The 26,032-nt window shown below is 34.2% G+C and carries 28 protein-coding genes and 1 riboswitch; of the genes, 11 read left to right on the top strand and 17 right to left on the bottom strand.

The features are described 5' to 3' along the window. Positions 1 to 21: 21 nt before the first annotated feature. The 4 genes from pnuC to AAEO57_RS06290 all read left to right on the top strand — a co-directional run bounded on the left by pnuC (position 22) and on the right by AAEO57_RS06290 (position 5,614). Positions 22 to 645 carry a nicotinamide riboside transporter PnuC gene (gene pnuC / locus AAEO57_RS06305; protein WP_341690663.1) on the top strand — a complete coding sequence of 208 codons (624 nt, stop codon included), beginning with the start codon at positions 22 to 24 and terminating at the stop codon, positions 643 to 645. Continuing rightward, positions 606 to 2,720, top strand: coding sequence for a DUF4301 family protein (locus AAEO57_RS06300; RefSeq protein ID WP_341690661.1), 2,115 nt, complete (start codon positions 606 to 608; stop codon positions 2,718 to 2,720). Before pnuC ends, AAEO57_RS06300 begins: the two co-directional genes overlap by 40 nt. Then, entirely contained in the window at positions 2,720 to 3,124 is a 405-nt protein-coding gene (gene arfB, locus AAEO57_RS06295) for an alternative ribosome rescue aminoacyl-tRNA hydrolase ArfB (RefSeq protein WP_341690659.1), read from the top strand. Before AAEO57_RS06300 ends, arfB begins: the two co-directional genes overlap by 1 nt. 312 nt (positions 3,125 to 3,436) lie before the next feature. Continuing rightward, the gene (locus tag AAEO57_RS06290; RefSeq protein ID WP_341690657.1) at positions 3,437 to 5,614 is read left to right on the top strand and encodes a TonB-dependent receptor; all 2,178 of its coding nucleotides are present in this window, start codon (positions 3,437 to 3,439) and stop codon (positions 5,612 to 5,614) included. A gap of 58 nt (positions 5,615 to 5,672) precedes the next feature. On the opposite strand, the gene AAEO57_RS06285 is transcribed toward AAEO57_RS06290, so the two are convergent. After that, positions 5,673 to 6,086, bottom strand: a complete 414-nt coding sequence (locus AAEO57_RS06285; RefSeq protein WP_341690655.1) for a Rieske (2Fe-2S) protein — start codon at positions 6,084 to 6,086, stop codon at positions 5,673 to 5,675. A gap of 157 nt (positions 6,087 to 6,243) precedes the next feature. On the opposite strand from AAEO57_RS06285, the gene greA reads away from it, so the two are divergent. Together greA and AAEO57_RS06275 are read left to right on the top strand one after the other, a co-directional pair. After that, positions 6,244 to 6,720, top strand: coding sequence for a transcription elongation factor GreA (greA, locus tag AAEO57_RS06280; RefSeq protein ID WP_163408817.1), 477 nt, complete (start codon positions 6,244 to 6,246; stop codon positions 6,718 to 6,720). A gap of 47 nt (positions 6,721 to 6,767) precedes the next feature. Further along, positions 6,768 to 7,157, top strand: a complete 390-nt coding sequence (locus AAEO57_RS06275; RefSeq protein WP_341690652.1) for an HIT family protein — start codon at positions 6,768 to 6,770, stop codon at positions 7,155 to 7,157. Between the two features lie 63 nt (positions 7,158 to 7,220). Here the strand turns inward: AAEO57_RS06275 and AAEO57_RS06270 are convergent, their stop codons facing one another. Beyond that, complete coding sequence (locus tag AAEO57_RS06270) at positions 7,221 to 8,375, bottom strand: sensor histidine kinase (RefSeq protein WP_341690650.1); 1,155 nt, start codon at positions 8,373 to 8,375, stop codon at positions 7,221 to 7,223. Positions 8,376 to 8,535: 160 nt separating this feature from the next. Here AAEO57_RS06270 and AAEO57_RS06265 point away from each other — a divergent pair, with 160 nt between their 5' ends. From AAEO57_RS06265 to AAEO57_RS06250, 4 genes are all read left to right on the top strand, one after another. Beyond that, positions 8,536 to 9,411: a flavin reductase family protein gene (locus AAEO57_RS06265; RefSeq protein ID WP_341690648.1), complete on the top strand. Its 876-nt coding sequence runs from the start codon at positions 8,536 to 8,538 to the stop codon at positions 9,409 to 9,411. Positions 9,412 to 9,441: 30 nt separating this feature from the next. Further along, positions 9,442 to 9,813: a DUF3127 domain-containing protein gene (locus AAEO57_RS06260; RefSeq protein ID WP_341690646.1), complete on the top strand. Its 372-nt coding sequence runs from the start codon at positions 9,442 to 9,444 to the stop codon at positions 9,811 to 9,813. Between the two features lie 179 nt (positions 9,814 to 9,992). Then, positions 9,993 to 10,631, top strand: coding sequence for a leucyl/phenylalanyl-tRNA--protein transferase (gene aat, locus AAEO57_RS06255; protein ID WP_341690643.1), 639 nt, complete (start codon positions 9,993 to 9,995; stop codon positions 10,629 to 10,631). Next, the gene (locus tag AAEO57_RS06250; RefSeq protein ID WP_341690641.1) at positions 10,632 to 11,426 is read left to right on the top strand and encodes an MOSC domain-containing protein; all 795 of its coding nucleotides are present in this window, start codon (positions 10,632 to 10,634) and stop codon (positions 11,424 to 11,426) included. Here the strand turns inward: AAEO57_RS06250 and AAEO57_RS06245 are convergent. The 13 genes from AAEO57_RS06245 to AAEO57_RS06185 form a co-directional block, all read right to left on the bottom strand. After that, positions 11,423 to 12,133, bottom strand: a complete 711-nt coding sequence (locus AAEO57_RS06245) for a HesA/MoeB/ThiF family protein (protein ID WP_341690639.1) — start codon at positions 12,131 to 12,133, stop codon at positions 11,423 to 11,425. The genes AAEO57_RS06250 and AAEO57_RS06245 overlap by 4 nt on opposite strands. A 50-nt stretch (positions 12,134 to 12,183) precedes the next feature. Then, positions 12,184 to 13,344 (bottom strand): 2-iminoacetate synthase ThiH, encoded by a 1,161-nt coding sequence (gene thiH, locus AAEO57_RS06240; protein ID WP_341690637.1) that lies wholly within the window; start codon positions 13,342 to 13,344, stop codon positions 12,184 to 12,186. Between the two features lie 41 nt (positions 13,345 to 13,385). Then, positions 13,386 to 13,763: a GxxExxY protein gene (locus AAEO57_RS06235; RefSeq protein WP_341690635.1), complete on the bottom strand. Its 378-nt coding sequence runs from the start codon at positions 13,761 to 13,763 to the stop codon at positions 13,386 to 13,388. 124 nt (positions 13,764 to 13,887) lie between these two features. Continuing rightward, positions 13,888 to 14,664, bottom strand: coding sequence for a thiazole synthase (locus AAEO57_RS06230; RefSeq protein ID WP_341690633.1), 777 nt, complete (start codon positions 14,662 to 14,664; stop codon positions 13,888 to 13,890). Continuing rightward, complete coding sequence (locus tag AAEO57_RS06225) at positions 14,645 to 15,283, bottom strand: thiamine phosphate synthase (protein ID WP_341690631.1); 639 nt, start codon at positions 15,281 to 15,283, stop codon at positions 14,645 to 14,647. Before AAEO57_RS06225 ends, AAEO57_RS06230 begins: the two co-directional genes overlap by 20 nt. Continuing rightward, positions 15,276 to 16,028, bottom strand: coding sequence for a hydroxymethylpyrimidine/phosphomethylpyrimidine kinase (locus AAEO57_RS06220; protein WP_341690629.1), 753 nt, complete (start codon positions 16,026 to 16,028; stop codon positions 15,276 to 15,278). The genes AAEO57_RS06225 and AAEO57_RS06220 overlap by 8 nt, the downstream gene beginning before the upstream one ends. After that, entirely contained in the window at positions 15,995 to 16,585 is a 591-nt protein-coding gene (locus AAEO57_RS06215) for a thiamine phosphate synthase (protein ID WP_341690627.1), read from the bottom strand. Before AAEO57_RS06215 ends, AAEO57_RS06220 begins: the two co-directional genes overlap by 34 nt. 76 nt (positions 16,586 to 16,661) lie before the next feature. Beyond that, positions 16,662 to 18,485, bottom strand: coding sequence for a phosphomethylpyrimidine synthase ThiC (thiC, locus tag AAEO57_RS06210; RefSeq protein WP_341690625.1), 1,824 nt, complete (start codon positions 18,483 to 18,485; stop codon positions 16,662 to 16,664). A 113-nt stretch (positions 18,486 to 18,598) separates the two neighbouring features. After that, positions 18,599 to 18,805 (bottom strand): sulfur carrier protein ThiS, encoded by a 207-nt coding sequence (gene thiS / locus AAEO57_RS06205; RefSeq protein ID WP_341690623.1) that lies wholly within the window; start codon positions 18,803 to 18,805, stop codon positions 18,599 to 18,601. A gap of 65 nt (positions 18,806 to 18,870) precedes the next feature. Then, a riboswitch (TPP riboswitch) is annotated at positions 18,871 to 18,967 on the bottom strand. An 89-nt stretch (positions 18,968 to 19,056) separates the two neighbouring features. Continuing rightward, a complete protein-coding gene (locus AAEO57_RS06200) occupies positions 19,057 to 19,617 on the bottom strand; it encodes a DNA-3-methyladenine glycosylase I (RefSeq protein WP_341690621.1) in 561 nt (186 codons plus the stop codon). Between the two features lie 70 nt (positions 19,618 to 19,687). After that, positions 19,688 to 20,125 (bottom strand): lipocalin-like domain-containing protein, encoded by a 438-nt coding sequence (locus AAEO57_RS06195; RefSeq protein WP_341690620.1) that lies wholly within the window; start codon positions 20,123 to 20,125, stop codon positions 19,688 to 19,690. A 130-nt stretch (positions 20,126 to 20,255) separates the two neighbouring features. Further along, entirely contained in the window at positions 20,256 to 20,939 is a 684-nt protein-coding gene (locus AAEO57_RS06190) for a hypothetical protein (protein ID WP_341690618.1), read from the bottom strand. 13 nt (positions 20,940 to 20,952) lie between these two features. Further along, on the bottom strand, positions 20,953 to 21,615 hold the full coding sequence (locus AAEO57_RS06185; RefSeq protein WP_341690616.1) for a queuosine precursor transporter: 663 nt from the start codon (positions 21,613 to 21,615) through the stop codon (positions 20,953 to 20,955). A gap of 209 nt (positions 21,616 to 21,824) precedes the next feature. On the opposite strand from AAEO57_RS06185, the gene AAEO57_RS06180 reads away from it, so the two are divergent. After that, positions 21,825 to 23,918 (top strand): M3 family metallopeptidase, encoded by a 2,094-nt coding sequence (locus AAEO57_RS06180; RefSeq protein WP_341690614.1) that lies wholly within the window; start codon positions 21,825 to 21,827, stop codon positions 23,916 to 23,918. Between the two features lie 80 nt (positions 23,919 to 23,998). Here AAEO57_RS06180 and tsf read toward each other — a convergent pair whose 3' ends face one another. Next, complete coding sequence (tsf, locus tag AAEO57_RS06175) at positions 23,999 to 24,961, bottom strand: translation elongation factor Ts (protein ID WP_341690611.1); 963 nt, start codon at positions 24,959 to 24,961, stop codon at positions 23,999 to 24,001. A gap of 140 nt (positions 24,962 to 25,101) precedes the next feature. Continuing rightward, positions 25,102 to 25,869: a 30S ribosomal protein S2 gene (gene rpsB, locus AAEO57_RS06170; protein WP_177210975.1), complete on the bottom strand. Its 768-nt coding sequence runs from the start codon at positions 25,867 to 25,869 to the stop codon at positions 25,102 to 25,104. Positions 25,870 to 26,032 lie beyond the last annotated feature (163 nt).

Below are 26,032 nucleotides of genomic sequence, written 5' to 3'. Positions count from 1 at the left end.
AAAAACAAAAAGCGTAACCAGATGATTGATTTTTTTCTTGAAAGTTATAAAAATGCTCCTTTATGGCACATCGCTTTGGAATTTTTGGTTTTTGTATGCGGGATATTAAGTGTCTGGTTTGCAAAAAAAGAAAATATATGGGTGTATCCCACGGGTCTCATTGCAACAGTAATTTCAGTTTATCTTTTGTATGTGGCTGGTTACATAGGAGATATGATAATAAATGCTTATTTTTCGATTATGAGTATTTATGGTTGGTATGTTTGGGCAAAAGGAGGAACGGCAGAAGATAATTTACCTATTACACGAACAAATTTAAAAGAAAAAATAACAGGAATTTTATTGTTTATTGTTACTATTTTTGTAGTTTTAGGTGTTTATAAATATTTTGATTACACAATCAATCCAGACAATTATATTGATATGATTTCATCTGGTATATTTTTTTCCGGAATGTGGTATATGGCAAGGAAAAAAATCGAAAACTGGACACTTTGGATTATAGGTGATATTATTGTTGTACCGCTTTACGCATATCGTGGTTTAGGCATGCTGTCACTTCAGTATTTAATTTTTACAATTTTGGCTATTTCAGCTTATTTAAAATGGAGAAAAATCTTAGACAGCAAAGAACAAATATTATAAAAATTGCCTTATTTGGACCTGAAAGTACAGGGAAAACCACATTGGCAAAACAGTTGGCAGATTATTATGAAACCGATTGGGTTCCTGAGTTTGCTCGGGATTACCTGGAGCAAAAATGGGAAGAAAAACAGCAGGTTTGTACTGAAGAGGACATGATGCCAATTGCATACGGACAGGTTGCATTAGAAAACGAAAAACTGTATCACGCCCAAAAATATTTGTTTTGTGACACCAATTTAATGGTGACCAAGGCTTTTTCTGAAATGTATTACGGGGTTTGTAATCCGCTTTTAAATGAAGCTGCTTTACAGCACGAATACGATTTGTTTTTTCTTACCGATATCGATGTGCCTTGGGAAAAAGACGATATTCGTGACAGTCCGAATAAAAGAGAAACTGTTTTTTCGGGTTTTAAACAAGCTCTAATAGATAATAAAAAACCGTTTATTACGATTTCAGGAGACAAAGAAAGCCGTTTGGCAAAAGCTATTGCCATTATTGATAATCTGACGATTGCTAAAAAGAAAGGTTTTTCATCAGCAGATTTTGTCGAAATTTATAATCACGGTATTCCTTTCGAAAATATACTGAAACAACTTAAAATCTTTAAAAAAGGAATTTCAAAATGTAATTTGATAAGTCCTGCAACCATTAACAACGGAATTCTAAGTCTTTCAGATGAAGATTTTAAAGAAAAAGCCGATTTCTTTGATAAGAATAAAGAAAATTTCAAGATTTGTAAATTCATTCCGGCTTCTGGTGCAGCCACCAGAATGTTTAAGTTTTTAATTGCCTTTTTTAATAGTTATGATATCGAAAAAGAAACGATTAATGCTTACATCAATAGAAAAACAGATAATGACTTGTCTATTTTTATTGTTGGAATGGATAAATTTCCTTTTTTCGAAGCTGTATATGAAAAGCTAAAAGAGGTTTATCCTGACTTTGATACTCTGCCCAGAGATTACAAAAATTATTATTTTATAAAATTTTTACTGTCTTCAGATTATTTTGATTTTGCGAACAAACCAAAAGCAGTTTTGCCTTTTCACAAGTATAAAACCCATATTGCAAATCCAATAGAGGAGCACCTGAATGAGTGTGTGCATTATGTCGCTACAAATAAAACTTCGAATCTGCATTTTACAGTTTCAGAAGCTCATCAGGGATTGTTTGAAAAAGCGATTGCAGAAGTAAAAGAAAAAGTGGAAGCTGCATCGGGAACACAAATAAATATTAGTTTTTCATATCAAAATAAGCAAACAGATTCTATTGCAGTCGATGTAAAAGACAATGTTTTCAGAAGCCAGAAAGGATCGTTTATTTTCAGACCTGGTGGCCACGGTGCTTTAATTGAAAATTTAAATAATATTGATGCAGATATTATTTTTATAAAGAATATCGATAATGTGATTCAAAACAATATTGATAAGATTACTTTATACAAAAAAGCCTTAGGAGGAATTTTAATAGAAGCTCAACAAAAAGTTTTCGGTTATTTAAATGCTATTGAAAAAGAGCAAATTAAAGAACAGGACGTTGAGGAAATCGTTAAGTTTTTAATGCAAAAGCTTAATATTGAAATGACAAGTAACTTTAATAAATTTACTTTCGAAAATAAAATAAGCAAAATAAAAGAACTTCTTGACAGACCAATCCGTGTTTGCGGAATGGTTAAAAATGAAGGTGAAGCTGGTGGAGGTCCTTTTTGGATCAGAAATGATAAAGGGGATATTTCATTGCAGATTGTAGAAAGCTCACAGGTTGATTTAACCAATAAAAAGCAAAAATCAATCTTAGAAGATTCGACTCACTTTAATCCGGTAGATTTGGTTTGCGGGACTAAAAATTATAAAGGAGAAAAATTTGACTTACCGGAATTTGTAGATCACAATACAGGTTTTATTGTAGAAAAAAGTGCTGAAGGAAAAGTGGTAAAAAACTACGAATTACCAGGATTATGGAATGGTGGAATGTCAAACTGGCTTACCATTTTTGTTGCGGTTCCTTTGATAACATTTAATCCGGTAAAAACAGTAAACGATTTACTAAAACCTGCGCATCAGCCCCAATAATGGATGTTGAAAAAATCATATCAGAATTAAATTTCAAAGCAGTACGAAGCAGTGGGGCAGGAGGGCAAAATGTAAACAAAGTATCCTCAAAAGTTGTACTGACTTTTGATTTGAATGCTTCTCAGGCATTATCTGTTGAAGAAAAATTACTTTTAGAAACCAATCTTGCATCACGCTTGACTTCTGAAAATATTCTGATTTTAAATTGTGACGAAGACCGAAGTCAGATTAAGAATAAGGAGGTTGTTGTAAAACGTTTTTTGGAAATTATTAAAAAAGGATTGTTTGTTCCGAAGATTCGAAAAGCTACTAAGATTCCAAAATCAGTAATTAAAAGGCGAATTAAGGACAAAAAGAATATTTCTGATTTGAAACAATCTCGTAGAAAACCCAATTTAGAATAAATTTTAAAACTAAAAATTCCAAATTCCAAATTCCAAAACAATCGCAATAAGCCTTTGAAAATTTGGAATTTCACAAATTGGAATTTTAAAAGGAATTTCTTTTTGGAGTTTTAAATATTTTAGCACTACTTTTGCACTGTCTCAAAGGGGTGCTCTAAATAACGAGCTGAGATCATACCCAAAGAACCTGAGCGAGTAATGTTGCTAAGGGAAAAAACGACAACTATTTTAGTCTAAAACTATATTTTGTCGGGAACACATTTATTAATTTAACCAAGAATAATTCCCCCTTTTATTCGTAATTCTTTACGGATGAAAACTTTTTTAAAAGGTACTGAGGTGCTAAGTTACAAAGGTTCTAAGAGGAACCAAAATTCTATTTTTTTTATTCTATTTTTTTTATTCTATTCTCTATTCTCTACTGCACAAGAGCAGGATTCAACCAAAGTTAATCAGCTGGATAATGTATTAGTTTCAGCCGTTCGTGTTACGGCAAAAACTCCAGTGAGTTTTAGTAATATGGATAAAAAAGAAATCAAGTACAGAAATCTTGGTCAGGATATTCCAATTTTAATGAATTATCTGCCATCAGTCGTAACTACTTCTGATGCGGGAAACGGAATGGGCTATACAGGAATCCGTGTACGTGGAAGCGATGCGACAAGGGTAAATGTTACCATAAACGGAATTCCGTATAATGATGCCGAAAGTCAGGGAACTTTTTGGGTAAATATGCCTGATTTTGCTTCTTCGGTAGAAAGTCTGCAATTGCAGCGCGGTGTTGGAACATCAACCAATGGTTCTGGTGCTTTTGGAGCCAGTCTGAACATGCTGACAGATAATTATGCTACAAAAGCGAGTGGTGAGATCTCAAGTTCTTACGGAACTTTTAATTCGAATAAAAATACGGTAAAATTCAGTACAGGTTTGTTAAACGATCATTTCGAGCTTGCCGGACGTTTGTCTACAATAAAGTCTGATGGTTATGTAGATCGAGGAAGTTCTGATTTAAAATCGTATTTTTTGCAAGGAACTTATGTTGGCAAAACCACTTTGATTAAAGCATTGGTTTTTGGAGGGACTCAAAAAACATATCAGTCCTGGAATGGGATTGATGCCGAAACTTTAAACGAGAATCGTAGATATAACTCGTCTGGAAAATATAAAGATGCGCAGGGAAATATTCATTTTTATGACAATGAAACCGATAACTACAATCAGGATCATTATCAGCTGCACTGGAGTGAATCGTTTTCTGATAAATGGAGTACAAATCTTGCTTTTCATTATACTAAAGGGCTTGGTTACTATGAAAATTATAAATACGACGAACCTGTTGCAGGTTATGAAGGAATTCAGTCCACAAAAATGGTCGAAGATGATAACGGTGATTTAGTTCCGGGGACGGATTTAATTCGTCAAAAATGGCTGGATAATGATTTTTACGGAACTACTTTTTCTTTAAAATATACAGCAGAAAAACTGAATGTAATCCTTGGCGGAGGCTGGAATAAATACGAGGGTGATCATTTCGGAAAAATAATCTGGGCAAGATATTCTGATCAGACAGAATTGGAAGATCATTATTACGATGATTTTTCGACAAAAACGGATGGAAATATTTTTGCAAAAGCCAATTATCAGTTATTTGATAAATTAAGTTTTTATGGCGATTTGCAATACCGAAATGTAAGATATAAAGCTAACAGCTGGGAAACCGGTTTGGTAGATGATACTTTTAATTTCTTTAATCCAAAAGCGGGTTTAAACTTTGAAATCGATCAAAAGAGCACGTTGTATTTTTCATACGCCCGTGCCAATCGTGAACCAAACAGAACCGATTATGAAGGCGGAAATGTAAAACCTGAAAAATTGAATGACTTTGAATTAGGCTGGAGATTCAATTCGGAGAAATTTCAACTGACTACGAATTTGTATTATATGGGGTATAAAGACCAATTGATTTTAACGGGAACGTTAGACGATGTTGGAAATCCAATTCGCTCAAATACAGATAAAAGTTATCGTTTAGGTTTTGAAGCCGATGCAACAATTAAACTTTCTGATAAATTTATTATTAGACCAAACTTCACCTTAAGTAGTAATAAAAATGTCGATTTGGATGTTGAAGGTCAAAACTACGGCACAACTGATATTGCTTATTCGCCTTCTGTTATTGCCGGGAACATAATTGTTTATAGTCCGATTCAGGATTTGCATATTTCGTTACTGCAAAAATATGTAGGAGAGCAGTATATGAACAATATTGAATTGCCGTCTGCAAAACTGGCAGATTATTTTGTAAATGATCTGAATGTTTCTTTTGAGATTAAGCCAAAATCTATTTTCAAATCAATTATGATTACAGGATTGGTTAATAATATTTTAGATAAAAAATACGTTTCAAACGGATACATGTGGGATATTTATCCTTATTATTATCCACAGGCAGGAATAAATTTCTTAGCCGGACTGACATTGAAATTCTAATTTCGAGATTATTAAAAAAAGCAGAGCCTGAAAGTTTTAAATTTTCAGGCTTTTGTTTTTAATTATAAACATGAATTACAGTTCCGCTTACTTCAACACGATATTGTTTTAGGGGATATTCTTTTCCTCCTAAACCTGTAAATAAACTATATTCGGCATCATCGCAGGAACAAACAGCATTAATGCCATGGATAGTCATAGCAGTACAGGAAGTCAAAGCCTGATTGGGACAAGCGGCATCAAACGCATTGTAACCACTTCCAGCATTAAAAATAATAACACCTTTTGCACCATATCCGGAAATAATAATCCCATTACTAACATATTTTAGATTAGAGTAAGCCGGAAGATTCATATCTATGGTAAAATTCATAGTATAATTAGGAATATAAGGATTTTTGTTGTTTAGCTCATTATCGCTGCACGAAAAAAGTACCGAAATGAAAAGGATTAAAAGCCAGATTTTTTTCATTGTTTCAAAGGGAATTAGTAGGACAAAAATAATTTATTTGCATTTCAATTCTATATGATTAACATATAATTATGTACTATTAAAAATAATACTATATTTGTAATACGAAAAATCCCGTCCCGATGGGATTTTTTGTATTTATATAAACGATGAAGTTATGAGTAAAGTATCTTATTATACCGCAGACGGTCTAAAAAAATTAAAAGATGAATTGGAGCATTTAAAGAGTGTAATGCGTCCAAAAGCATCTCAGGATATAGCAGAGGCAAGAGACAAGGGGGATTTATCTGAAAATGCCGAATATGATGCTGCAAAAGAAGCGCAGGGTTTATTAGAAATGAGAATTGCAAAACTTGAAGAGGTTTATGCAAATGCAAGATTAATTGACGAATCTCAATTGGATGTTTCTAAAGTTTTGGTTCTTTCGAACGTGAAAATCAAAAACCAAAGCAACGGAATGGAAATGAAATATACATTAGTAGCTGAAAGTGAAGCAGATTTAAAAACCGGAAAAATCTCGGTAACATCTCCTATCGGAAAAGGGCTGCTTGGTAAATCTGTTGGCGAAGTTGCCGAAATTACAGTGCCAAACGGTGTTTTGAAGTTCGAAATCCTTGAAATTACAAGAGAATAATATTGTAGTTAATCGGTTAATTGGCTAACCAGTTAAACAAATAAACAATGAGTTCAATATTTACTAAAATAATCAACGGAGATATTCCGGCCTATAAAATTGCCGAAGACGATAATTTTTTAGCTTTTTTAGATATAAATCCAAATGCAAAGGGACATACACTTTGTATCCCGAAACAGGAAACCGATAAGATTTTTGATTTGGAGGATGAACTGTATCTGGGGCTAATGAAATTTTCTAAAAAGATTGCAATTGCTTTAGAAAAAACCGTTACATGCAAGAGAGTAGGTATAGCAGTTGTAGGTTTAGAAGTTCCTCATGCACACGTACATCTAATCCCGTTAAATGAAATGGATGAAATGCGTTTTTTAAATAAGGTTTCGCTTTCTAAAGACGAATTTGAAAATTTGGTAAAAGATATTCAGTCAAATCTTTAAGATTAGAAAAAAAGATAAAAAATCGTTTAAGGAATTATTTTCTTAAACGATTTTTTTATGTTTTTATGAATGTTGAGTTTTGTTGTACCTGATCTGAAATGTAGTTCCTTTGCCCATTTCAGAATGTAAAACCCTGATTTTTCCGCTATGGTATTCTTCTACAATTCTTTTGGTTAAAGAAAGTCCAAGACCCCAACCTCTTTTTTTGGTGGTAAAACCGGGTTCGAAAATAGTTTTGAACTGGTTTTTCGGAATTCCGGTACCGGAATCTCTCACATTTATTTTCACATGATGCAAATCCTTTTCTATTTGCAGATCCAGGGTTCCTTTTCCTCTCATGGCATCAATAGCATTTTTAACTAGATTTTCGATGGTCCAGCTGTGTAATGTTGGATTAAATAATGCAATAATGGGTTCTTTTGAGCCTGAATAAGAAAAAGTTACCTGTTTAGAAAAGCGGGATTGCAAATAGTCATAAGTTTTTAAGGTTTCGGCAACGATATCATGTTCTTCTAAAACGGGAATGGAACCAATTTTAGAAAAACGATCTGTAATTGTCTGAAGACGTTCCACATCTTTTTCTATTTCTGTTGTGATTGTCTGGTCAATATTTTCTGTTTTGAGTATTTCGATCCAGCCTATTAAGGAAGAAAGAGGAGTGCCGATTTGATGCGCTGTTTCTTTTGCCATCCCTGCCCAAAGTTTATTCTGGGTGGCCATTTTAGTGCTTTTGTAAAAATTATAAATCAAAGCACCAAACAAAAAGATAATCAGTAATAAAGCGACAGGATAATATTTCAGTTTGTTTAACAGAGCCGAGTTTCCATAATATATACGGTGATATTTTCCGGGTGCATATTCAATGACAATTGGATCATTTTCACTTTTCAGCTTATTCAAAAAAGCTATCGATTCTTTTTTGTCATTCATGATATGTTCAGGGACATTTTTGGTACTGATAATTTTATCATACATGACCAGCATTACCGGTACTGTCGTGTTATTGTTTGTAATTTCGAGAGGCAAGTCCAGATCGGTGTTTTCGTCAGCATTCACAAGTGCTTTTTGTGCACTGGCCCAAATATTCATCTTTAGCCTTTCCTCGTTTTTAAATATTTGAAAAAAAGTATAGGTATTCCATAGTATCAGAGAAATAATTAAAAAGGATATAAAAATGATAATCCAGCGGGTTGTATTTCTTCTTTCGGAAAAAAACATAAGTTAAATTTTTGAGGTATAAATATAACGAAATATACACATTTAATATTTTGCAGGTGTTCAAAGATTTTTGTTTTTAAGCGAGAAACTATTTCTTTGGCTTAAAGCATTTCTATACTTTTGTATTTGCTGAAACGATACCCGGTTTAAAAGAAAAGATATGATTAGCATTAACCCAAAAGAAATACCAACGGTAAAATTACAAGGCTATCTGCAAAGCGCTGTCGGACCTAGGCCGATTGCTTTTGCCAGTACAATTAGTGCAAAAGGAATTCCTAATTTGTCACCTTTTAGTTTCTTTAATGTGTTTAGTGCCAATCCGCCGATCTTGATTTTTTCTCCTTCAAGACGTGTGCGTGATAATACTGTGAAACATACATTGATTAATGCTGAAGCTACACGTGAAGTTGTAATTAATGTTGTGAATTATGATTTGGTACAGCAGACTTCACTGGCAAGTACAGAATATGGAGAAGGTGTAAACGAATTTATTAAAGCAGGTTTAACACAGATTCCTTCAGATTTGGTAAAACCTTATCGTGTAAAAGAATCTCCGGTGCAGTTTGAGTGCAAAGTAACGCAGATTATTCCTTTAGGAGAAGAAGGAGGTGCAGGAAATCTGATCCTTTGTGAAGTGGTAAAAATCCACATTCATGACTCAATTCTGGATGAAAACGGAGCAATCGACCAGTATAAAATTGATTTGGTTTCAAGATTGGGAAGTAACTGGTATTCAAGATCCAATCAGGGACTTTTTGAAGTAGAAAAACCATTGACAACTTTGGGGGTTGGAGTAGATGCAATTCCAAATTTTATCAAAGAAAGCCCTGTTTTTGACGGTAATGATTTTGGGAAATTAGGGAATATAGAAACCTTGCCCACAACAGAAGAAGTTAGTATATTTGTGAAAGAAAATTTTTCGGTAAAAGGGGTTTTGAGCTCTGACGATCAGCAGAAAATACATTTAGAAGCCAAGAAATACCTTGATGAAGGGGATGTTTTATCAGCATGGAAAGTACTTTTGGCGAAGAAATAAGAAAGAAACAATAATTAATATAGACAGAAGATGGAAGTTACAGGAAAAGTAAAAGTAGTTAACCCAGAGCAGCAAGTTAGTGCTTCATTCAAAAAAAGAGAATTAGTTGTTACTACTGATGAGCAGTATCCACAACATATTTTAATCGAATTTACACAAGACAAATGCGATTTATTAAGTAGCTACAAACAAGGTGAGGCTGTAAAAGTTTCTATCAATTTAAGAGGAAGAGAATGGGTTAATCCACAAGGAGAAACCAGATATTTTAATAGTATTCAGGGATGGAGAATCGAGAGATTAGCTCCTGAAGGGCCTGCACAAACGCCACCTGTACCAGCTGCAGAGGCTTTTGCTCCTGCAACAAATTTAAACGAAGACGAACCGGACGATTTACCATTCTAATAAAGTTTAAATTCCAAAAATTAGAAATTCCAAATTCCAAATCATTAATGTGTATTTGGGATTTGGAATTTTAGTTTTAGGTTAGTTTTGTCATTTCTAATGAAAGGAGAAATCACAAAAATAACTCCCAAAAAAGGATTATAGAAATTTGAAATCGCTATAGAAATTGATTTTTTAAAATGTATTATTTATTCAAAGATTTATTTTTTCCGCCAGTTACAGAAGCCGATGAAGAAGGTGTTTTGGCAATTGGAGGCGATTTGAGTTCTGAACGTTTACAATTGGCTTATAAAAGCGGTATTTTTCCATGGTTTAATGAGGGAGATCCGATTCTTTGGTGGGCACCAGATCCAAGAATGGTATTGTTTTTTGATGAATTAGTCATATCCAAAAGCATGCGAAAAATTCTGAACAAGAAAATATTTAAGGTCACTTATAACAAAAATTTCAGAGAAGTGATTTCTAATTGCCAGCAGATTAAGCGTGATGGGCAAAACGGAACCTGGATATCTGATGAAATGATTGAAGCCTACTGTAAATTAAATGATGAAGGATTTGCTAAATCGGTCGAGGTCTGGCAGGATGATACTTTAGTCGGAGGGCTGTACGGAATTGATTTAGGACATGTTTTTTGTGGAGAAAGCATGTTTTCTAAAGTTTCTAATGCTTCAAAAACAGCCTTTATTGCATTAGCGTTATATTTGAAAAAAGAAAATTACAAACTATTAGATTGCCAGGTTTATAATCCGCATTTAGAGAGTTTAGGCTGCCGCGAAATTGATCGTGACGATTTTATGTCTATTTTAAAAAGTAAATAAATGAGTGCTGTTTACATTGTAAAAGAAATTTATATTTATCCGATAAAAAGTCTTGCCGGAATTAGCTGTCAGCAGGCTTTTGCTGAAGAAATGGGCTTTGAAAACGACCGCCGATGGATGTTACTGGATTCAGATAATCAACATATCACACAGCGTGAATTTCCAATAATGAGTCAGTTTTATCCTCAAATCTCCGAAGGAAAAATCACGGTTACTTTTCAGAATCAAAAACATGAATTTTCAATCAGTGAGCACTTAGAGGATCAGATTTATACTAAAGTGTGGGATGATAAAAGTTTTGTTTTCGAAGTAAATAAAGTAACTTCTAAATGGTTTAGCGATCGTTTAGGATTTGAATGTAAATTGGTAAAAATCATTAAGACAGGAGACCGAAAACACGAAAGTTCAAGATCCAAAGAAACCTATAATGTAAGTTTTGCCGATGCGTATCCCTATTTATTAATCGGAACAAAAAGCTTAGATTTTTTGAATGATAAATTAGAAGAAAAAATTACCATAAGAAGATTTCGTCCCAATATTGTTATCAGTAGCAAAAATCCCCATGAAGAGGATGATTTTGAGCATTTTAAAATCGGAGAAGTTCAGTTTAAAAACGTAAAACCCTGCGGAAGATGTATTATGGTTAACAATGATCCGCAGAATGGAATTGTAAAAAAAGAACCTCTGAAAACATTAAGCGAATACAGGAATTTCAATAATTCTGTTTTATTCGGAACCAATATAGTCGGTTTGAATCCCGGAATAATTAAGGTTGGTGATGCCGTTGTTTTCTAAAAATTCAATTTTGTAAAACTATAATTCAGAGTATTAAAAAGAATCAGTTCATTTTTTAAAGAAGGTAATTCCAGGATTAATTTTAGTGTTTCATGTGCCATCATCGTGCCAATAATTCCGGGTAAAGTCCCAAGAACTCCGTTTATACTACAATTTGGAACGTGTTTAGGATCAGGTATTTCCGGAAACAAATCACGCAGATTTTTACTTCCGTTATGGTTAAAAACAGCTACCTGTCCTTCGAATTTTAAAATGCTTCCATAAACAAGAGGTTTGTTTAAAATAACACAAGTGTCATTTACCAGATAACGGGTTGTGAAATTATCTGAGCCGTCTACAATAACATCATATTGCTGAATTATCTGCGCTGCATTTTCAATCGTTAATTTTTCAGAAATAGCTTCAGCCTGAATTAAGGGATTTAGTTTCGAAACAATATTTTGGGCGACAATGGCTTTCTGCTGACCAATTTCATTTTCAGTATACAAAATCTGCCTGTGAAGATTGTGGATTTCGATGGTATCAAAATCCATTATTCCAATAAAACCGACTCCGGCTGTAGCAATATATTGTAAAACAGGGCATCCCAACCCGCCAGCTCCAATAACCAGAACTCTTGCCTTTTTGAGTTTTTCCTGCCCTTCGTCGCCAATTTCCGGTAAGATGGTTTGTCTGCTGTAACGTAAAAATTCTTTTATAATGCTCATTAATTGTAAGTCTTAAAGTTTTTAAAGTCAAAAGTCAAAAGTGAAAAAAACTAATTGTCTAAAGTAATGGACTTTATGACTTTCGACTTTCCAACTTTAAGACTAAAACTCCTGTCCCAGTCCTTCAAAACCGGTTCGTAGCCTGATTTTTTTATAATTTGTTTGATTTCTTCTGCAGAACGTTCATCACTGATTTCGAATTGTTCCAGAGATTGCGGATCAACGACATAGCCACCCGGATTTGTTTTAGAACCCGCACTCATACTTGTAATCCCAATCGGAATAATATGATTTCGGAATTTTTCGCTTTCACGGGTCGAAATAGAGATTTCCAGATCTTCATTCCACAAACGATAAGCACAGATTAGCTGTGTAAGGTCTTTATCATCCATAATAAAATTGGGCTCAATAATGCCTTCTGCCGGACGTAATCTGGGAAAAGAAACTGAATATTTGGTCTGCCAGTATTTCTTTTGAAGATAATCTAAATGCAAAGCATTAAAAAAGCTATCAGTGCGCCAGTCTTCCAAACCCAATAAAACACCCAAACCTATTTTATGTATTCCGGCAGTTCCAATTCGGTCTGGAGTTTCAAGTCTGAAATCAAAATTTGATTTTTTGCCTTTAGTATGGTATTTTTTGTACACTTCCTGATGATAGGTTTCCTGATAAACCAAAACCGAATATACGCCGGCTTCGTGCAAACGTTGGTAATCTTCGGTTGAAAGTGGCTGAACTTCAACAGAAATAATTGAAAATTGTTCTCTGATTAAATCAATTGCATTTAGAAAATAATTAATATTTACGGTGTAATTAGCCTCGCCGGTGACCAATAAAACATGATCTAAACCGGTTTTTTTCAGTGCTTCAACTTCCAGTTTTATCTCTGAGTCCGAAAGTGTTTTTCTTTTGATTTTATTGTCCAGACTAAAACCGCAATAGGTACAGATATTTTGACATTCATTACTTAAATAAAGTGGCGCATACATTTGAATGGTTTTACCAAAACGTTTTTTGGTAATTTCATGGCATTTTTGTGCCATTTGCTCTAAATAAGGCTGAGCAGCCGGTGAAATCAAAACCAGAAAGTCATCGAGATTTCGTTTTGTTTTGGACAAAGAATATTCAACATCTTTTGATGTGGTTTGGTATATTTTTGATTGAATGGAATCCCAATCATATTGCTCAAAAATGGATTTGAATGTTTTCATTTTATTTTGGTTTCTCTCGCAGATTTTGCAGATCGCGCAGATTATATTTTATTTACTACTCGATGAATATTATCGAGAATATTTCCACAATTAAAATTGACTAACAACCCTAATTTTTTGTTTGTCAATTTTAAATAAGTATTTAATTGTTTAAAGTGAATAGACTTTATTTCCTCTACTGATTTTAATTCTATAATTACTTTATCTTCCACTAAAATATCCAGTCTGAAAGTTATGTCTAAATAAACATCATCATATTTAACTGGAAGATCAATTTGTTTAATCACTTTTAATCCATCCTTTTTCAATTGATAATAAAGAGCACTCTCATAAACAGACTCTAATAATCCAGGCCCGAGAGTATTATAAACTTTAAAAATTGAGCCTCTAACTTTATATGAAATTTCATTTTCGGACATAATTTTTTTAATTCAAAATTAAGGAAAATTCTTTCTTTTAAAAAAGTTGTAGTAGATAAATTTTAACAGTTCCCAACATGAAAATTATCTGCTAAATCTGCGAGATCTGCGAGAGAAAATCAATTTATTCATATAAAAAAGAAGTCAAAGGACTGGAAGCCATAGCATGATTTTGCTGATTGGCGACTTTGGCTTCAAACGCTTTTCTTCCGGCAATTACAGCTTCCTTAAAAGCTTCAGCCATTAACTTAGGATTTCCTGCAACAGCAATTGCAGTATTGACCAAAACGGCATCAGCACCAATTTCCATGGCTTTTGCGGCGTCGGAAGGAGCACCAATTCCGGCATCAATAATCACAGGAACAGTGCTTTGTTCAATAATAATTTCTAGAAAATCAATTGTTTTTAGGCCTTTATTACTTCCAATTGGTGAACCCAAAGGCATAATTGCTGTAGTTCCTGCATTTTCCAGATGTTTGCATAAAACCGGGTCAGCATGAATATACGGCAGAACAAAAAAACCAAGTTTTGCCAATTCTTCAGTAGCTTTTAAAGTTTCAATCGGGTCAGGCATCAGGTATTTTGGATCCGGATGGATCTCCAGTTTTACCCAATTGGTTTCGAGGGCTTCACGTGCCAATTGCGAAGCAAAAACAGCTTCCTTTGCATTTCTGGCGCCTGATGTATTGGGTAATAAATTAATATTGGGATGCTGTAAATGTGATAAAATAGCATCAGTATCTGTTTCGAGATCTATGCGTTTTAAGGCAACCGTTACCAATTCACTTCCCGAAGCTAAAATGGCTTCTTCCATCTGGAGATTAGAACCAAATTTACCTGTTCCCAAAAATAAGCGGGAATTAAAGGTTTTATCTCCTATATTAAATAATGACGTTTGCATATAAGTTGTCGTTAAGTTGTTGAACCAGTTGTTCTTTTTGAAGGCTTTTTGTAATCATTCCGGAAACTGCAATGCCATGAATACCGGTTTTTACAAGGCTTTCTATGTTTTCTAAAGTGATTCCGCCAATGGCATAAACCGGGGTTGTAATATTTTCTGATTTCATTTTATTCAGTATAGAAACATAACCTTCTGTTGCTAAAATGGGACTTAATTTTTCTTTGGTTTCAGTAAATTGAAAAGGCCCCAAACCAATATAATCACAGCCATTTTTTGTCTGAAGAAGAATATCTTCAAAAGTATTTGCGGTTGCGCCAATAATTTTTCTGTCTCCTAATATGGCACGGGCTTCAGATATACTCATATCGGTTAAACCTAGATGAACACCATCAGCAGCAATTTCCTGTGCGAGCGAAACATCATCATTAACAATGAAATTTGCCAGGTATTCTTCGCATAAAGTTTTTACGGCTTCGGCGAGGACAAATCTTTTTTCAGGTGTTTGATTCTTGAATCGCATTTGTATCCAATTACAACCGGCATCCAAAGCCTGATGAATGTTTTGCAATTGTTTTTCGACTGTTTCGCCTTGTGAGATATATTGTAATTTGTTAAACATAATGATGGCCAATTAGTGATGAGGTGGAGTTTAAATACTTTTCGATATATACTTTAGCTTCTAAACAAGCGGTTTTTAAGTCATATCCCAAAGCTAAATTTGCAGCAATAGCTGACGACAAAACACAGCCTGATCCATGTTTTGGGCGGAAATTAATTTTAGTAGGCAAGAGTTCTATAAGATTGCTTTTTAGAAATAAATAATCAGTGCCCAAAGCGGTATGGTTATGACCGCCTTTCAATAAAACAGCGGTTGGAAGCTCATTTTTAACCCAAAGTTTTTCAGAAATAAAATTGGGATAAAGCTGTAGTATTTCCTCATAATTTGGGGTTATTAAATCAATTTTGGATAATGTTTTTTGTAAATCTGTTTGGTTTTCAATGGTTAAAAACTCAAATTCAGTCGAGGATTTCAATACGGTATCCCAAACTATTATGGTGTTTGGGTTTAATTTTCTAATTAGGAAAACAACTTCATTTAAATAAAAAAAGGAGGGAACAATGCCAATTTTAACCGATTTTATAGAATAGTTTTTGAATAGCTTTTTTATGGAACGCAACACAAAGTCTAGCGATGTCCATTCTATATCGTAGAATTTACAATCGGTTTGAATTGTATTTGCAGTACTTATAGCTAATCCTTGTACCTGATGCTGTTCAAAAGTTTTCGTATCGGCTAAAATTCCGGCTCCTCCCGAAGGATCTAAACCTGCTAGGCTGAGAGCGAAAGGACGATTTTTTGACATAGTTTAAAATTTTTAATTGGATTGGGACTATTCCAGATTGTACCTAAAAGCGCAACATCATCAAAACCACTTTGTAAAGGCTTTTCAACATTACCCGAATAAATTCCGCCTAAAGCAACCATTTTGGTATTAAAATTTTCTCTCTGTTTTATTGCTTCAAAAAGATTGGTTTGTGAACTGTAATTTTCCTTTGAAATACTAGGAAATAAAGGACTCAAAAAAGCATATTCAAAAATGTTTTCCAAAGCATTGAAATCTTCAATTGAATGCGTTGAAGTTGATAAAACCATATTTGAAATTACACGGGAACCAATTATTTTTCTTGCTGTTTCTGAAAAATGAATTCTGTTGATTCCAAAGTCAGCTGCAATTTCATGATGGTTATGCAAAACCAAATTTCCCCGATATTCATGTTTTATCTGATGAATGAATTTTGCTGTTTCTACTTCTGAAAAATCCGGTTTCCGAATATGAAGCAAAGACAATCCTTCCTCAAATAAAGAATCAATTATGCTGATTTCATTTGCAATTGGCGAAGGATTTGTAATTACAATCATATTTCGTAAAATGTTATCTGTGAGATGTAAAATGTGAAAATCAAGACCTTTCACATTTTACAAATATCATCTCACATTATATATAAATCTCTTTACCCTGTTCAATAAATTCTTCTGATTTCTCCTGCATCCCTTTTTCGGCAGCGGCGACATCCCTGATTTCCTGGGATATTTTCATGGAACAGAATTTCGGTCCGCACATCGAACAGAAATGGGCGACTTTTGCACCGTCCGCAGGAAGTGTTTCATCGTGGAATTCCCTAGCTGTATCAGGATCTAATGCCAAATTGAACTGATCTTCCCAACGAAATTCGAAACGTGCTTTACTCAACGCATTGTCACGATACTGTGCTCCCGGATGGCCTTTTGCCAGGTCAGCAGCGTGGGCTGAAATTTTATAGGTGATCACACCGTCTTTTACGTCTTTTTTATTCGGTAAACCAAGGTGTTCTTTTGGCGTTACATAACACAGCATGGCACAACCGTACCAGCCAATCATCGCAGCACCTATTGCAGATGTAATATGATCGTAACCCGGTGCAATATCTGTGGTTAATGGACCTAAAGTGTAAAATGGAGCTTCATGACAATGCTCTAATTGCTTGTCCATGTTTTCTTTAATCATGTGCATCGGAACGTGTCCCGGACCTTCAATAAATACCTGAACGTCGTGTTTCCAGGCAATTTTTGTCAATTCGCCCAAGGTTTCTAATTCGGCAAACTGTGCAGCGTCATTCGCATCTGCAATCGAACCCGGTCGAAGCCCGTCTCCAAGAGAAAAAGCTACGTCATATTGTTTCATGATTTCGCAGATTTCTTCAAAATGGGTGTATAAAAAGTTTTCTTTATGATGAAATAAGCACCATTTTGCCATAATTGATCCGCCTCGGGAAACGATTCCCGTTACGCGATTGGCAGTCAAATGGATATAACGAAGCAAAACTCCGGCGTGAATCGTAAAGTATGAAACGCCTTGTTCTGCCTGTTCAATCAGAGTGTCTCTGAAAATTTCCCAGGTTAAATCTTCGGCAATTCCTTTTACTTTTTCCAAAGCCTGATAAATGGGAACCGTACCAATTGGAACCGGCGAATTACGTATAATCCACTCTCTGGTTTCGTGAATATTTTTCCCTGTTGACAAATCCATTATCGTGTCAGCTCCCCATCGACAAGCCCAGACTGCTTTTTCAACTTCTTCTTCGATGCTTGAAGTCACAGCACTGTTTCCAATATTAGCATTAATTTTCACTAAAAAGTTACGGCCCACAATCATAGGTTCACTTTCTGGGTGATTAATATTATTTGGGATGATGGCTCTTCCACAGGCAACTTCGCTACGAACAAATTCGGGTGTAATTTTGCTTTTTGGAGTATTTGCACCAAAACTATGTCCGCTGTGCTGACATTGCATGGCTTTAGTTTGTTCGTTTAAAAGTTCGATGCGCTGATTTTCCCGAATCGCAATATATTCCATTTCAGGAGTGATGATTCCTTGCTTGGCGTAATACAATTGCGTTACGTTTGCGCCTTTTTTTGCACGTTTTGGCTGATGTAAATATTCAAAACGAAGATGATCCAGACTTTCATCTTTCAAACGGGTTTGCCCGTAATCTGAAGTTATTTCGTTTAAGATTTCAACATCATTTCGTTCTAAAATCCATTGTTCTCTTAAGCGTGGCAAACCTTTTCGGATGTTGATTTCGATATTTGGATCAGTATAAGCTCCTGATGTATCGTAAACGGTTACGGGAGGATTCTTTTCGATTCCGCCATTTGAAAGTTTGGTGTCGCTTAAATGAATTTCGCGCATTGCAACTTTTATGGGATGAATTTCGCCATCGATATATACTTTTTTAGAATTTGGAAATGGGGTTCTGGATATTTGTTCTTCGTTTGTCATAGTCTGTAAGTTGTATATTGTAAAATGTGAAATGTTAATGGTAGAGACGCACTCAAGTGCGTCTTTTTTAGTCCCAAATCGGAATTTGGATTTTTTTAATTGGAATTTAATTCCTAACCTCCCTGAGTGGCAGAAATGATTAGGATTTCGTCAGTTTCGGATACAAAGTGCTGGCTCCAGTTTATTTTTGGAACAACAGTATTGTTAATGGCAACGGCGATTCCGTTTTGTTTGTTTGGAATTTCCAGATCGAGCAATGACTGAATGCTTAGCGATTCAGCATTGAATTGTTTGATTTGTTGGTTGATTTTTAGTTCCATTCCTTTTGATTTAGTGTATAGTGACACATTAGGAATGGCTACAATTACGCACAAAAAATGCGTGAAGAAGTCATCTTACTTTTCCCTACGCTAGTATGAACTAGATCAGGTTCAGAGGGTAAAATCTCAGCCTGCGTGATGCAGACACCCCTAAAGTGTGAAGCAAATGTAGTAATTTTTTTGTTTGAAAGTTTAAAAAAAGTTTCAAGTTTCAGGTTTCAGGTTTTTGTTAACCTGAAAATAAAGGCTGTTTATTTTGCTCTTGTCCAGCAATTTTCGGCGTGATCATTGACCATTCCGGTGGCTTGCATGTGTGCGTAAACAACTGTTGAACCCACAAATTTAAACCCTCTTTTTTTTAAATCTTTACTGATTTCGTCAGAAAGTGGAGTAGTGGACGGAACATCTTTTGAGGTTTTTGGATGGTTTATGATTGGTTTTCCATTGGTGAATTTCCAGATATAATCAGAGAAACTTCCAAAATCTTCCTTAACTTTCATAAAAGCCTGAGCGTTTGAAACAGCTGCTTTTATCTTGAGTTTATTGCGGATGATTCCGGTGTTTTGCATTAATTCTTCGATTTTCTCTTCAGAATATTGAGCTACTTTTTTATAATCAAAATGGTCAAAAGCGTTTCTGAAGTTATCTCTTTTGTTTAAAATAGTAATCCAGCTAAGACCGGCCTGAAAAGTTTCCAAAATTAAAAATTCGAATAGAGTTGGGTCATCATAAACAGGAACGCCCCATTCTTCATCATGGTATTTTTTATATAAATCGCTGGAAGTGCACCAGCTGCATCGAATTAATTCCAAAATTTTTATTTTAAAGGTATAAAAAAACCTCAAACGTAATGTTTGAGGTTTCCAAAAAAAGCTTTTTTTATTATTTTTTTACATATACATACACATAAGTATAAGTTTGTCCTTCTTCTGTGAAAGTTTCTTTCAATTTAATTTTATTCCCAGATAATTCAGTTTGATAAGTCTCACCTTGAGTCTCTCCAGTAAATTTAATTGTCAATGTGTTTCCATTTTTTGTCCATGTACCATTATATGCTTCAGGCTCACACTTTCCATCGTTAGAATAATACTCAGTTAGTTTGAATTTGCCATCATTTGTGAATTCATATGTGTCGTTAGAACAAGATCCATTCTCAGCGTCTACTAACACTTCCTTACCACCGACAATTGCTCCTTCTTCACTAAGTTCCCACTTTCCTTCAATAGAGGCAGAACCTCCATTGTCGTCATCATTACTACAAGATGATACTGATAAACCTAATGTCAATACTGACAAAAAAAGAATTGTAATTTTTTTCATTTTTGTTTGATTTTGTTTGTTAAAATTAGTTAACAAAATTAGATGTTTTTTAAACAAAAACAAGTGTCGATAAGTTTTTATTACGTTTTATTTTGTTAAAATTTGTAACTAACTTGTTGTCAGTAGTTTTTTACTTACCAATTTGCCAGCTATATCCTTTGACACTGGGTATATAAGCAGAACGGCCAATTATCACCAGATTGTTGTAGATTTTTTTATTGTATTTAATGCCAATGGCTTTGCCCGAAGTGTACATTTTGTTGGCCTTAAATGTTACTTTCATCCGGCCGTCTTCAAGTTCGGCATCTGATACTTTTTCGACAAACCAGGTTGATTGCCATTTTACAGCCAGTTCGTTTTCTGCTGTTTTGGTTACAGTTTTTACCAGTTTAACTGCGTCTTCAGGAATTTTGAAATTTTGGGTTAATTCTTCTTGCGTCAAAGTTTGCCCTACTTTGGTAAGAGAAAGGATTTTACGTAAATTAACAAAGGTCATTAAATTTTCATTGGCTTTTTTTCGTATATCAACTGCATTTTTTTCTGAAGCAACCTGAGGGCTATAAGTCTTTGGAATGATATGAATGTTCTCTTTGACAGGAAAAATATTTTTTGGGTCATTACTGGTTTTTTTTTTCAAATCCATAAATACAGCGACTGTATCTAAGGTAGTTTTTTTTGATACTTTTTGAGATACAGGTTTTATTTTGTTTACAGGTGAAAGTATTTCTTTTTTAGGCTGTTTTTTTTCGTTTGTATTACAGCTTGTAAAGAGACAGGCGATTAAAAATAATATGGTTATAGAGATTCTTTTCATAGCGATGAAATTTTTAATCTTTGTATGGATGTTCTTCTTCTAAATATTTTTTAATCAAATGATGCCCGGCATAAATTAAAGGAGTTAATAAAATGGCAATTGATAATTTAAATGTATATCCAATCAACGCTGATGAAAGAAACGTATCAAAATCTATTTTTCCCGGCAACCAAAAAGCAATTCCAAGGACTATAAAGGAGTCAAATAATTGTGAAATAATTGTTGATCCTGTAGTTCTAAGCCATATTTTTTTGTCTCCGGTTCTATTTTTAAAGAACCAAAATATGCTAACATCAATAAGTTGCGAAACCATAAATGCTATAATACTTCCAATAATAATCCACATACTTTGTCCAAAAACTGCCTGAAATTGATTGTCATTTACCGGACTTATGCCTTTCGCAGCAGGAATGGCGATTGCCATAAATAATATTATAAACGCATATGCAATTAAACAAGCTGTTATCATAGAGAGTTTTTTTACTCCTTTTTCTCCAAAATATTCATTGATTAAATCAGTAGTAAGAAAAACAATTGGCCAGGGCAAAATTCCGATACTCATTACAAATGGACCTACCTGAATTAATTTTCCTCCAATAAGTTCTGCTACAACAGCATTGGTTATAAAAATTCCTGCAAGAACTATAAAAACAATTTCTTTTTTGGTTTTAAACATATATGTTTGTAAATAATCTTTCAAATTTAAGCTATTTCTTTATAAATTAAAATGGTTTGTTTTTAAATTGGAAAGTTTGTTTTAAAGGTGTTAAAAAGTTAAATTTTCATCCATATAGTTTGTTTTAGTTATTTTTGAAACAATAATCGTTTTTTTAATATTCAAACAAAGTCTATAATGTAATGAAAAAAATAATCACAATTTTTCTCATGGGTACAACCTTTTTTGCGTCAAACGCACAAACTAATACTGAAAATCCGTTGCTGAAAAAATGGACAGGTCCTTATGGAGGTGTTCCTGCATTTGATGCATATAAGGTTTCGGATTTTAAACCGGCAATTCAGTTTGCAATTCAGGAAAAACTAAATGAAATTGATGTAATTGCCAATAACCCTGAAGCGCCTACTTTTGAAAATACGATTGCCTCTTTGGAACGTTCGGGTGAAACGATTTCAAGAATTTCTACAGTTTATGGAATTTACAGATCGAATTTAAGTAGCCCCGAGTTTAATGCTGTTGATACTGAAATGTCTCCGAAATTTTCAGAGCTTAAAGATAAAATCAATCAGAATAAAAAATTATTCACCAGAATAGAAACGCTTTATAATTCAAAAGAAAGCAAAAAACTAAAGAGCGAACAGCAACGACTGATTTGGTTGTATTATACTAATTTCGTGCGTGAAGGTTCTAAACTGAATGACCAGGACAAAGAAAAGGTAGCAAGAATTAATAAAGAATTAGCTGGTCTTTTTACTAAATTCAGTCAAAATTTATTGGCAGAGGAACATAATCAATATGTCGCTTTGACCACAGATAGTGATTTTGATGGTTTGCCGGAAGAAGTTAAAAAAGCAGCTATGGCTGATGCGAAAGAACGAAAACTAAATATTTTAGGAACCATTGCAAATACACGTTCTTCAATTGAGCCATTCTTGACATTTTCAACTTGCAGGGATTTACGGGAAAAAGCGTTTGATATTTTTGTAAAACGAGGCGATAATGGAAACGCAAATGATAATAATACGACTTTAGTTTCAATTTTAGAATTACGAACCAAAAAAGCAAAATTACTAGACTACCCAACATTTGCCGATTGGAGTTTGTCTAACAAAATGGCCAAAGATCCACAGAAAACTTTAGATTTAATGCTTTCAGTATGGGAACCTGCAGTTGAAAAAGTACATGAAGACGTAGCAGAAATGCAAAAAATAGTGGATTCAGAAGGAGGTAAATTTAAAATCCAGCCTTGGGATTATCGTTTTTATGCTGAAAAAGTTAGAAAAGCTAAATATGACCTAGATCAAAATGAAGTTAAACCATATCTTCAGTTAGAAAAACTGCGTGAGGGGATGTTTTGGGTAGCAGGCGAGTTATTCAATTTAAGTTTTAGACAAATTACAAACGTTCCGGTTTATCATCCAGACGTACGTGTGTGGGAAGTGAGTAATAAATTGACTGGTAAAGTTGTTGGATTGTGGTATTTTGATCCTTATGCCCGAGCAGGAAAACGTTCGGGAGCCTGGATGAATGCTTATCGCGATCAGCAAAAACTAGACGGAGATGTACTAACTATTGTTTCTAACAATTGTAATTTTATAAAAGGAGCTGATAACGAGCCAATTTTAATTTCCTGGGATGATGCCTCGACTTTATTTCATGAGTTTGGACACGCACTTCACGGATTATGTTCAGATGTTACTTATCCAAGTTTGGCAGGAACAGCCGTTGCAAGAGATTATGTGGAGTTTCCTTCACAATTGTTAGAACACTGGCTTGCAACTCCTGAAGTGTTGAATAAATTTGCTTTGCATTATAAAACAAATCAGCCGTTGCCTCAGTCATTGGTAGAGAGAATTGAAAGGGCAGCTAATTTTGGAGAAGGCTTCGCTACAGTAGAGACAATATCCAGTTCTTTAGTAGATATGAAGCTTCATTTGGCGACAACTAAAATTGATCCAAAGAAATTTGAAAAAGAAACTTTAGAAGCCCTTCATATGCCTTCTGAGATTGTCATGCGTCACCGTATTCCTCAATTTGGGCATATTTTTTCAAGTGATGGATATGCGGCAGGATATTACAGTTATTTATGGGCAGATGTTATCAATGCAGATGCCTGGGAAGCTTTTACGGAAGGGAAAGGCCCTTATGATAAAGAAATAGCTAAAAAACTCTATGATAATGTTTTTAGTATTGGAAATACTATTGATAATGAAAAAGCATACGAAAACTTTAGAGGAAGAGCTCCTAAGTCAGAAGCTTTGATGCGTGCCAGAAACTTTCCGGTTGTGGAAAAGAAAAAATAAACTACAACGTTGATTTAGTAATAAATAAAAAGCCCGAATAAAAAAATATTCGGGCTTTTTAATATTGAAAAAATAATATATTAACCTAAAGTAACTCTTTTGAAACCTGTAATTTCAACATTGAATCCTTTTACGTAATCACCCACTTTTTTACTGTCATCTTTGATGAAGTTTTGATCTAAAAGAGCTTTCTCCTGATCTAAAGTAGTGTTGTCAGAGATAAAACGTTGAACTTTTCCTGGAAGAATTTTATCCCAGATTTGCTCTGGTTTACCTTCAGCTTTTAATTCAGCTTTAGCATCTTCTTCGGCTTGTTTGATAACTTCTTCAGTTAATTGAGAGAAAGAGATGTATTTAGGAACATTTTTCAAAGTTTTTCCTAAACGTTTTGCTTCTTCATTGTCTTTTTCGATTACAGCAATACGAGCAGCAAGTTCAGATTCAACGAAAGCAGGATCAAAATCTTTGTAAGATAAAGTATCAGCTCCCATAGAAGCAACTTGCATAGAGATGTCTTTTGTTAAAGCTTCAGCGTTTGCAACTGGAGCAGAAATTGCAGTTAAAGCAGCAATTTTGTTAACGTGAACATAAGATCCAACGTAAGCACCTTCTAAAATTTCGAAACCACCGATTTCGATTTTCTCACCGATAACTCCAGTTTGCTCGATTAATTTCTCAGCAACTGTAATTCCGTTGAAATCAGAAGCTAATAATTCTTCTTTAGAAGAGAAGTTGATAGCTCTTTCTACTAAATCTTTAGCTAAAGCAACGAAAGCTTCATTTTTACCAACGAAGTCAGTTTCACAGTTTAAAGTGATGATAGCTCCTTTGGTGTTGTCAGCATTGATAAAAGAAACAGCAGCTCCTTCAGCAGATTCACGGTCAGAACGGTTAGCAGCAACTTTTTGTCCTTTTTCTCTAAGGATTTGGATAGCTTTATCGAAATCTCCTTCAGCTTCAACTAAAGCTTTTTTACAGTCCATCATTCCGGCACCTGTAGATTGTCTTAATTTATTTACGTCTGCAGCAGTAATTGTTGCCATAATATTTTAAGTTTTAATGTGTTTAAAAGTAAAAAATTCCAGCTTTTAAATCCCAAACTCCAATTTTAATAAATTATCAACATAACGTTTTTAATTCTGGTTGGATTTTGGAATTTAAAATTTGGAATTTAAAATTTGATTTATTCTTCAGTTGCAGGAGCAGCAGCTTCAGCCTCAACAGCAGGAGCTTCTTCAGCAGCTTCAACTTCTTTTTCAGCACCTCTGTCAGAAAGACCTTCGATTACTGCAGTAGTTACTAAAGATAAAATTTTGTCAATTGATTTAGAAGCGTCATCATTTGCAGGAATCACGTAATCAACCTCTCTTGGGTCAGAATTCGTATCAACCATTGCGAAAACTGGAATGTTTAATTTTTGAGCTTCTTTTATTGCGATGTGTTCAGCTTTGATATCTACTACGAACAATGCAGCTGGTAGTCTAGACATGTCAGCGATTGAACCTAAGTTTTTCTCTAATTTAGCACGTAGACGATCAACTTGTAAACGCTCTTTTTTAGAAAGTGTGTTGAAAGTACCATCTTTCTTCATTTTATCGATAGAAGACATTTTTTTAACTGCCTTTCTGATAGTTACGAAGTTAGTTAGCATTCCACCTGGCCATCTTTCAGTGATGTAAGGCATGTTTGCAGCTTTTGCTTTATCAGCAACGATGTCTTTAGCTTGTTTTTTGGTAGCTACGAATAAAATTTTTCTACCTGATGCAGCGATTTTTTTCAAAGCTTCGTTAGCTTCTTCAATTTTAGCTGCAGTTTTATATAGATTGATAATGTGAATACCATTACGCTCCATATAAATGTAAGGAGCCATGTTTGGATCCCATTTTCTAGTCATGTGTCCGAAGTGAACACCTGCTTCTAGTAATTCTTTTACTTCTATTTTGTTTGCCATTTTTGTACTAGTTTACGTTCTGTTGATTAGCAATGTGTCTTTTTGGATTTTAGATTTTAGATTTTTAGATTTTAGATTTTTCAATCTTTTAATCTTTTCAATCTTTCAATCTTTTAATCGCTTAACCCATTTAGATGCTAAACTATATCCTACCTCGATAGGA

The sequence above is a fragment of the Flavobacterium calami genome (genome assembly GCF_038290035.1).
GTDB lineage: Bacteria > Bacteroidota > Bacteroidia > Flavobacteriales > Flavobacteriaceae > Flavobacterium > Flavobacterium calami.
Note: the sequence above shows the minus strand (reverse complement) of the source record. Positions and strands in the feature narration are given on the sequence as shown.

Coding starts and splice junctions, on each gene's coding strand:
- pnuC (WP_341690663.1), top strand. CDS start 22: ATGATTGATTTTTTTCTTGAAAGTTATAAAAATGCTCCTTTATGGCAC.
- AAEO57_RS06300 (WP_341690661.1), top strand. CDS start 606: ATGGAGAAAAATCTTAGACAGCAAAGAACAAATATTATAAAAATTGCC.
- arfB (WP_341690659.1), top strand. CDS start 2,720: ATGGATGTTGAAAAAATCATATCAGAATTAAATTTCAAAGCAGTACGA.
- AAEO57_RS06290 (WP_341690657.1), top strand. CDS start 3,437: ATGAAAACTTTTTTAAAAGGTACTGAGGTGCTAAGTTACAAAGGTTCT.
- AAEO57_RS06285 (WP_341690655.1), bottom strand. CDS start 6,086: ATGAAAAAAATCTGGCTTTTAATCCTTTTCATTTCGGTACTTTTTTCG.
- greA (WP_163408817.1), top strand. CDS start 6,244: ATGAGTAAAGTATCTTATTATACCGCAGACGGTCTAAAAAAATTAAAA.
- AAEO57_RS06275 (WP_341690652.1), top strand. CDS start 6,768: ATGAGTTCAATATTTACTAAAATAATCAACGGAGATATTCCGGCCTAT.
- AAEO57_RS06270 (WP_341690650.1), bottom strand. CDS start 8,375: ATGTTTTTTTCCGAAAGAAGAAATACAACCCGCTGGATTATCATTTTT.
- AAEO57_RS06265 (WP_341690648.1), top strand. CDS start 8,536: ATGATTAGCATTAACCCAAAAGAAATACCAACGGTAAAATTACAAGGC.
- AAEO57_RS06260 (WP_341690646.1), top strand. CDS start 9,442: ATGGAAGTTACAGGAAAAGTAAAAGTAGTTAACCCAGAGCAGCAAGTT.
- aat (WP_341690643.1), top strand. CDS start 9,993: ATGTATTATTTATTCAAAGATTTATTTTTTCCGCCAGTTACAGAAGCC.
- AAEO57_RS06250 (WP_341690641.1), top strand. CDS start 10,632: ATGAGTGCTGTTTACATTGTAAAAGAAATTTATATTTATCCGATAAAA.
- AAEO57_RS06245 (WP_341690639.1), bottom strand. CDS start 12,133: ATGAGCATTATAAAAGAATTTTTACGTTACAGCAGACAAACCATCTTA.
- thiH (WP_341690637.1), bottom strand. CDS start 13,344: ATGAAAACATTCAAATCCATTTTTGAGCAATATGATTGGGATTCCATT.
- AAEO57_RS06235 (WP_341690635.1), bottom strand. CDS start 13,763: ATGTCCGAAAATGAAATTTCATATAAAGTTAGAGGCTCAATTTTTAAA.
- AAEO57_RS06230 (WP_341690633.1), bottom strand. CDS start 14,664: ATGCAAACGTCATTATTTAATATAGGAGATAAAACCTTTAATTCCCGC.
- AAEO57_RS06225 (WP_341690631.1), bottom strand. CDS start 15,283: ATGTTTAACAAATTACAATATATCTCACAAGGCGAAACAGTCGAAAAA.
- AAEO57_RS06220 (WP_341690629.1), bottom strand. CDS start 16,028: ATGTCAAAAAATCGTCCTTTCGCTCTCAGCCTAGCAGGTTTAGATCCT.
- AAEO57_RS06215 (WP_341690627.1), bottom strand. CDS start 16,585: ATGATTGTAATTACAAATCCTTCGCCAATTGCAAATGAAATCAGCATA.
- thiC (WP_341690625.1), bottom strand. CDS start 18,485: ATGACAAACGAAGAACAAATATCCAGAACCCCATTTCCAAATTCTAAA.
- thiS (WP_341690623.1), bottom strand. CDS start 18,805: ATGGAACTAAAAATCAACCAACAAATCAAACAATTCAATGCTGAATCG.
- AAEO57_RS06195 (WP_341690620.1), bottom strand. CDS start 20,125: ATGAAAAAAATTACAATTCTTTTTTTGTCAGTATTGACATTAGGTTTA.
- AAEO57_RS06190 (WP_341690618.1), bottom strand. CDS start 20,939: ATGAAAAGAATCTCTATAACCATATTATTTTTAATCGCCTGTCTCTTT.
- AAEO57_RS06185 (WP_341690616.1), bottom strand. CDS start 21,615: ATGTTTAAAACCAAAAAAGAAATTGTTTTTATAGTTCTTGCAGGAATT.
- AAEO57_RS06180 (WP_341690614.1), top strand. CDS start 21,825: ATGGGTACAACCTTTTTTGCGTCAAACGCACAAACTAATACTGAAAAT.
- tsf (WP_341690611.1), bottom strand. CDS start 24,961: ATGGCAACAATTACTGCTGCAGACGTAAATAAATTAAGACAATCTACA.
- rpsB (WP_177210975.1), bottom strand. CDS start 25,869: ATGGCAAACAAAATAGAAGTAAAAGAATTACTAGAAGCAGGTGTTCAC.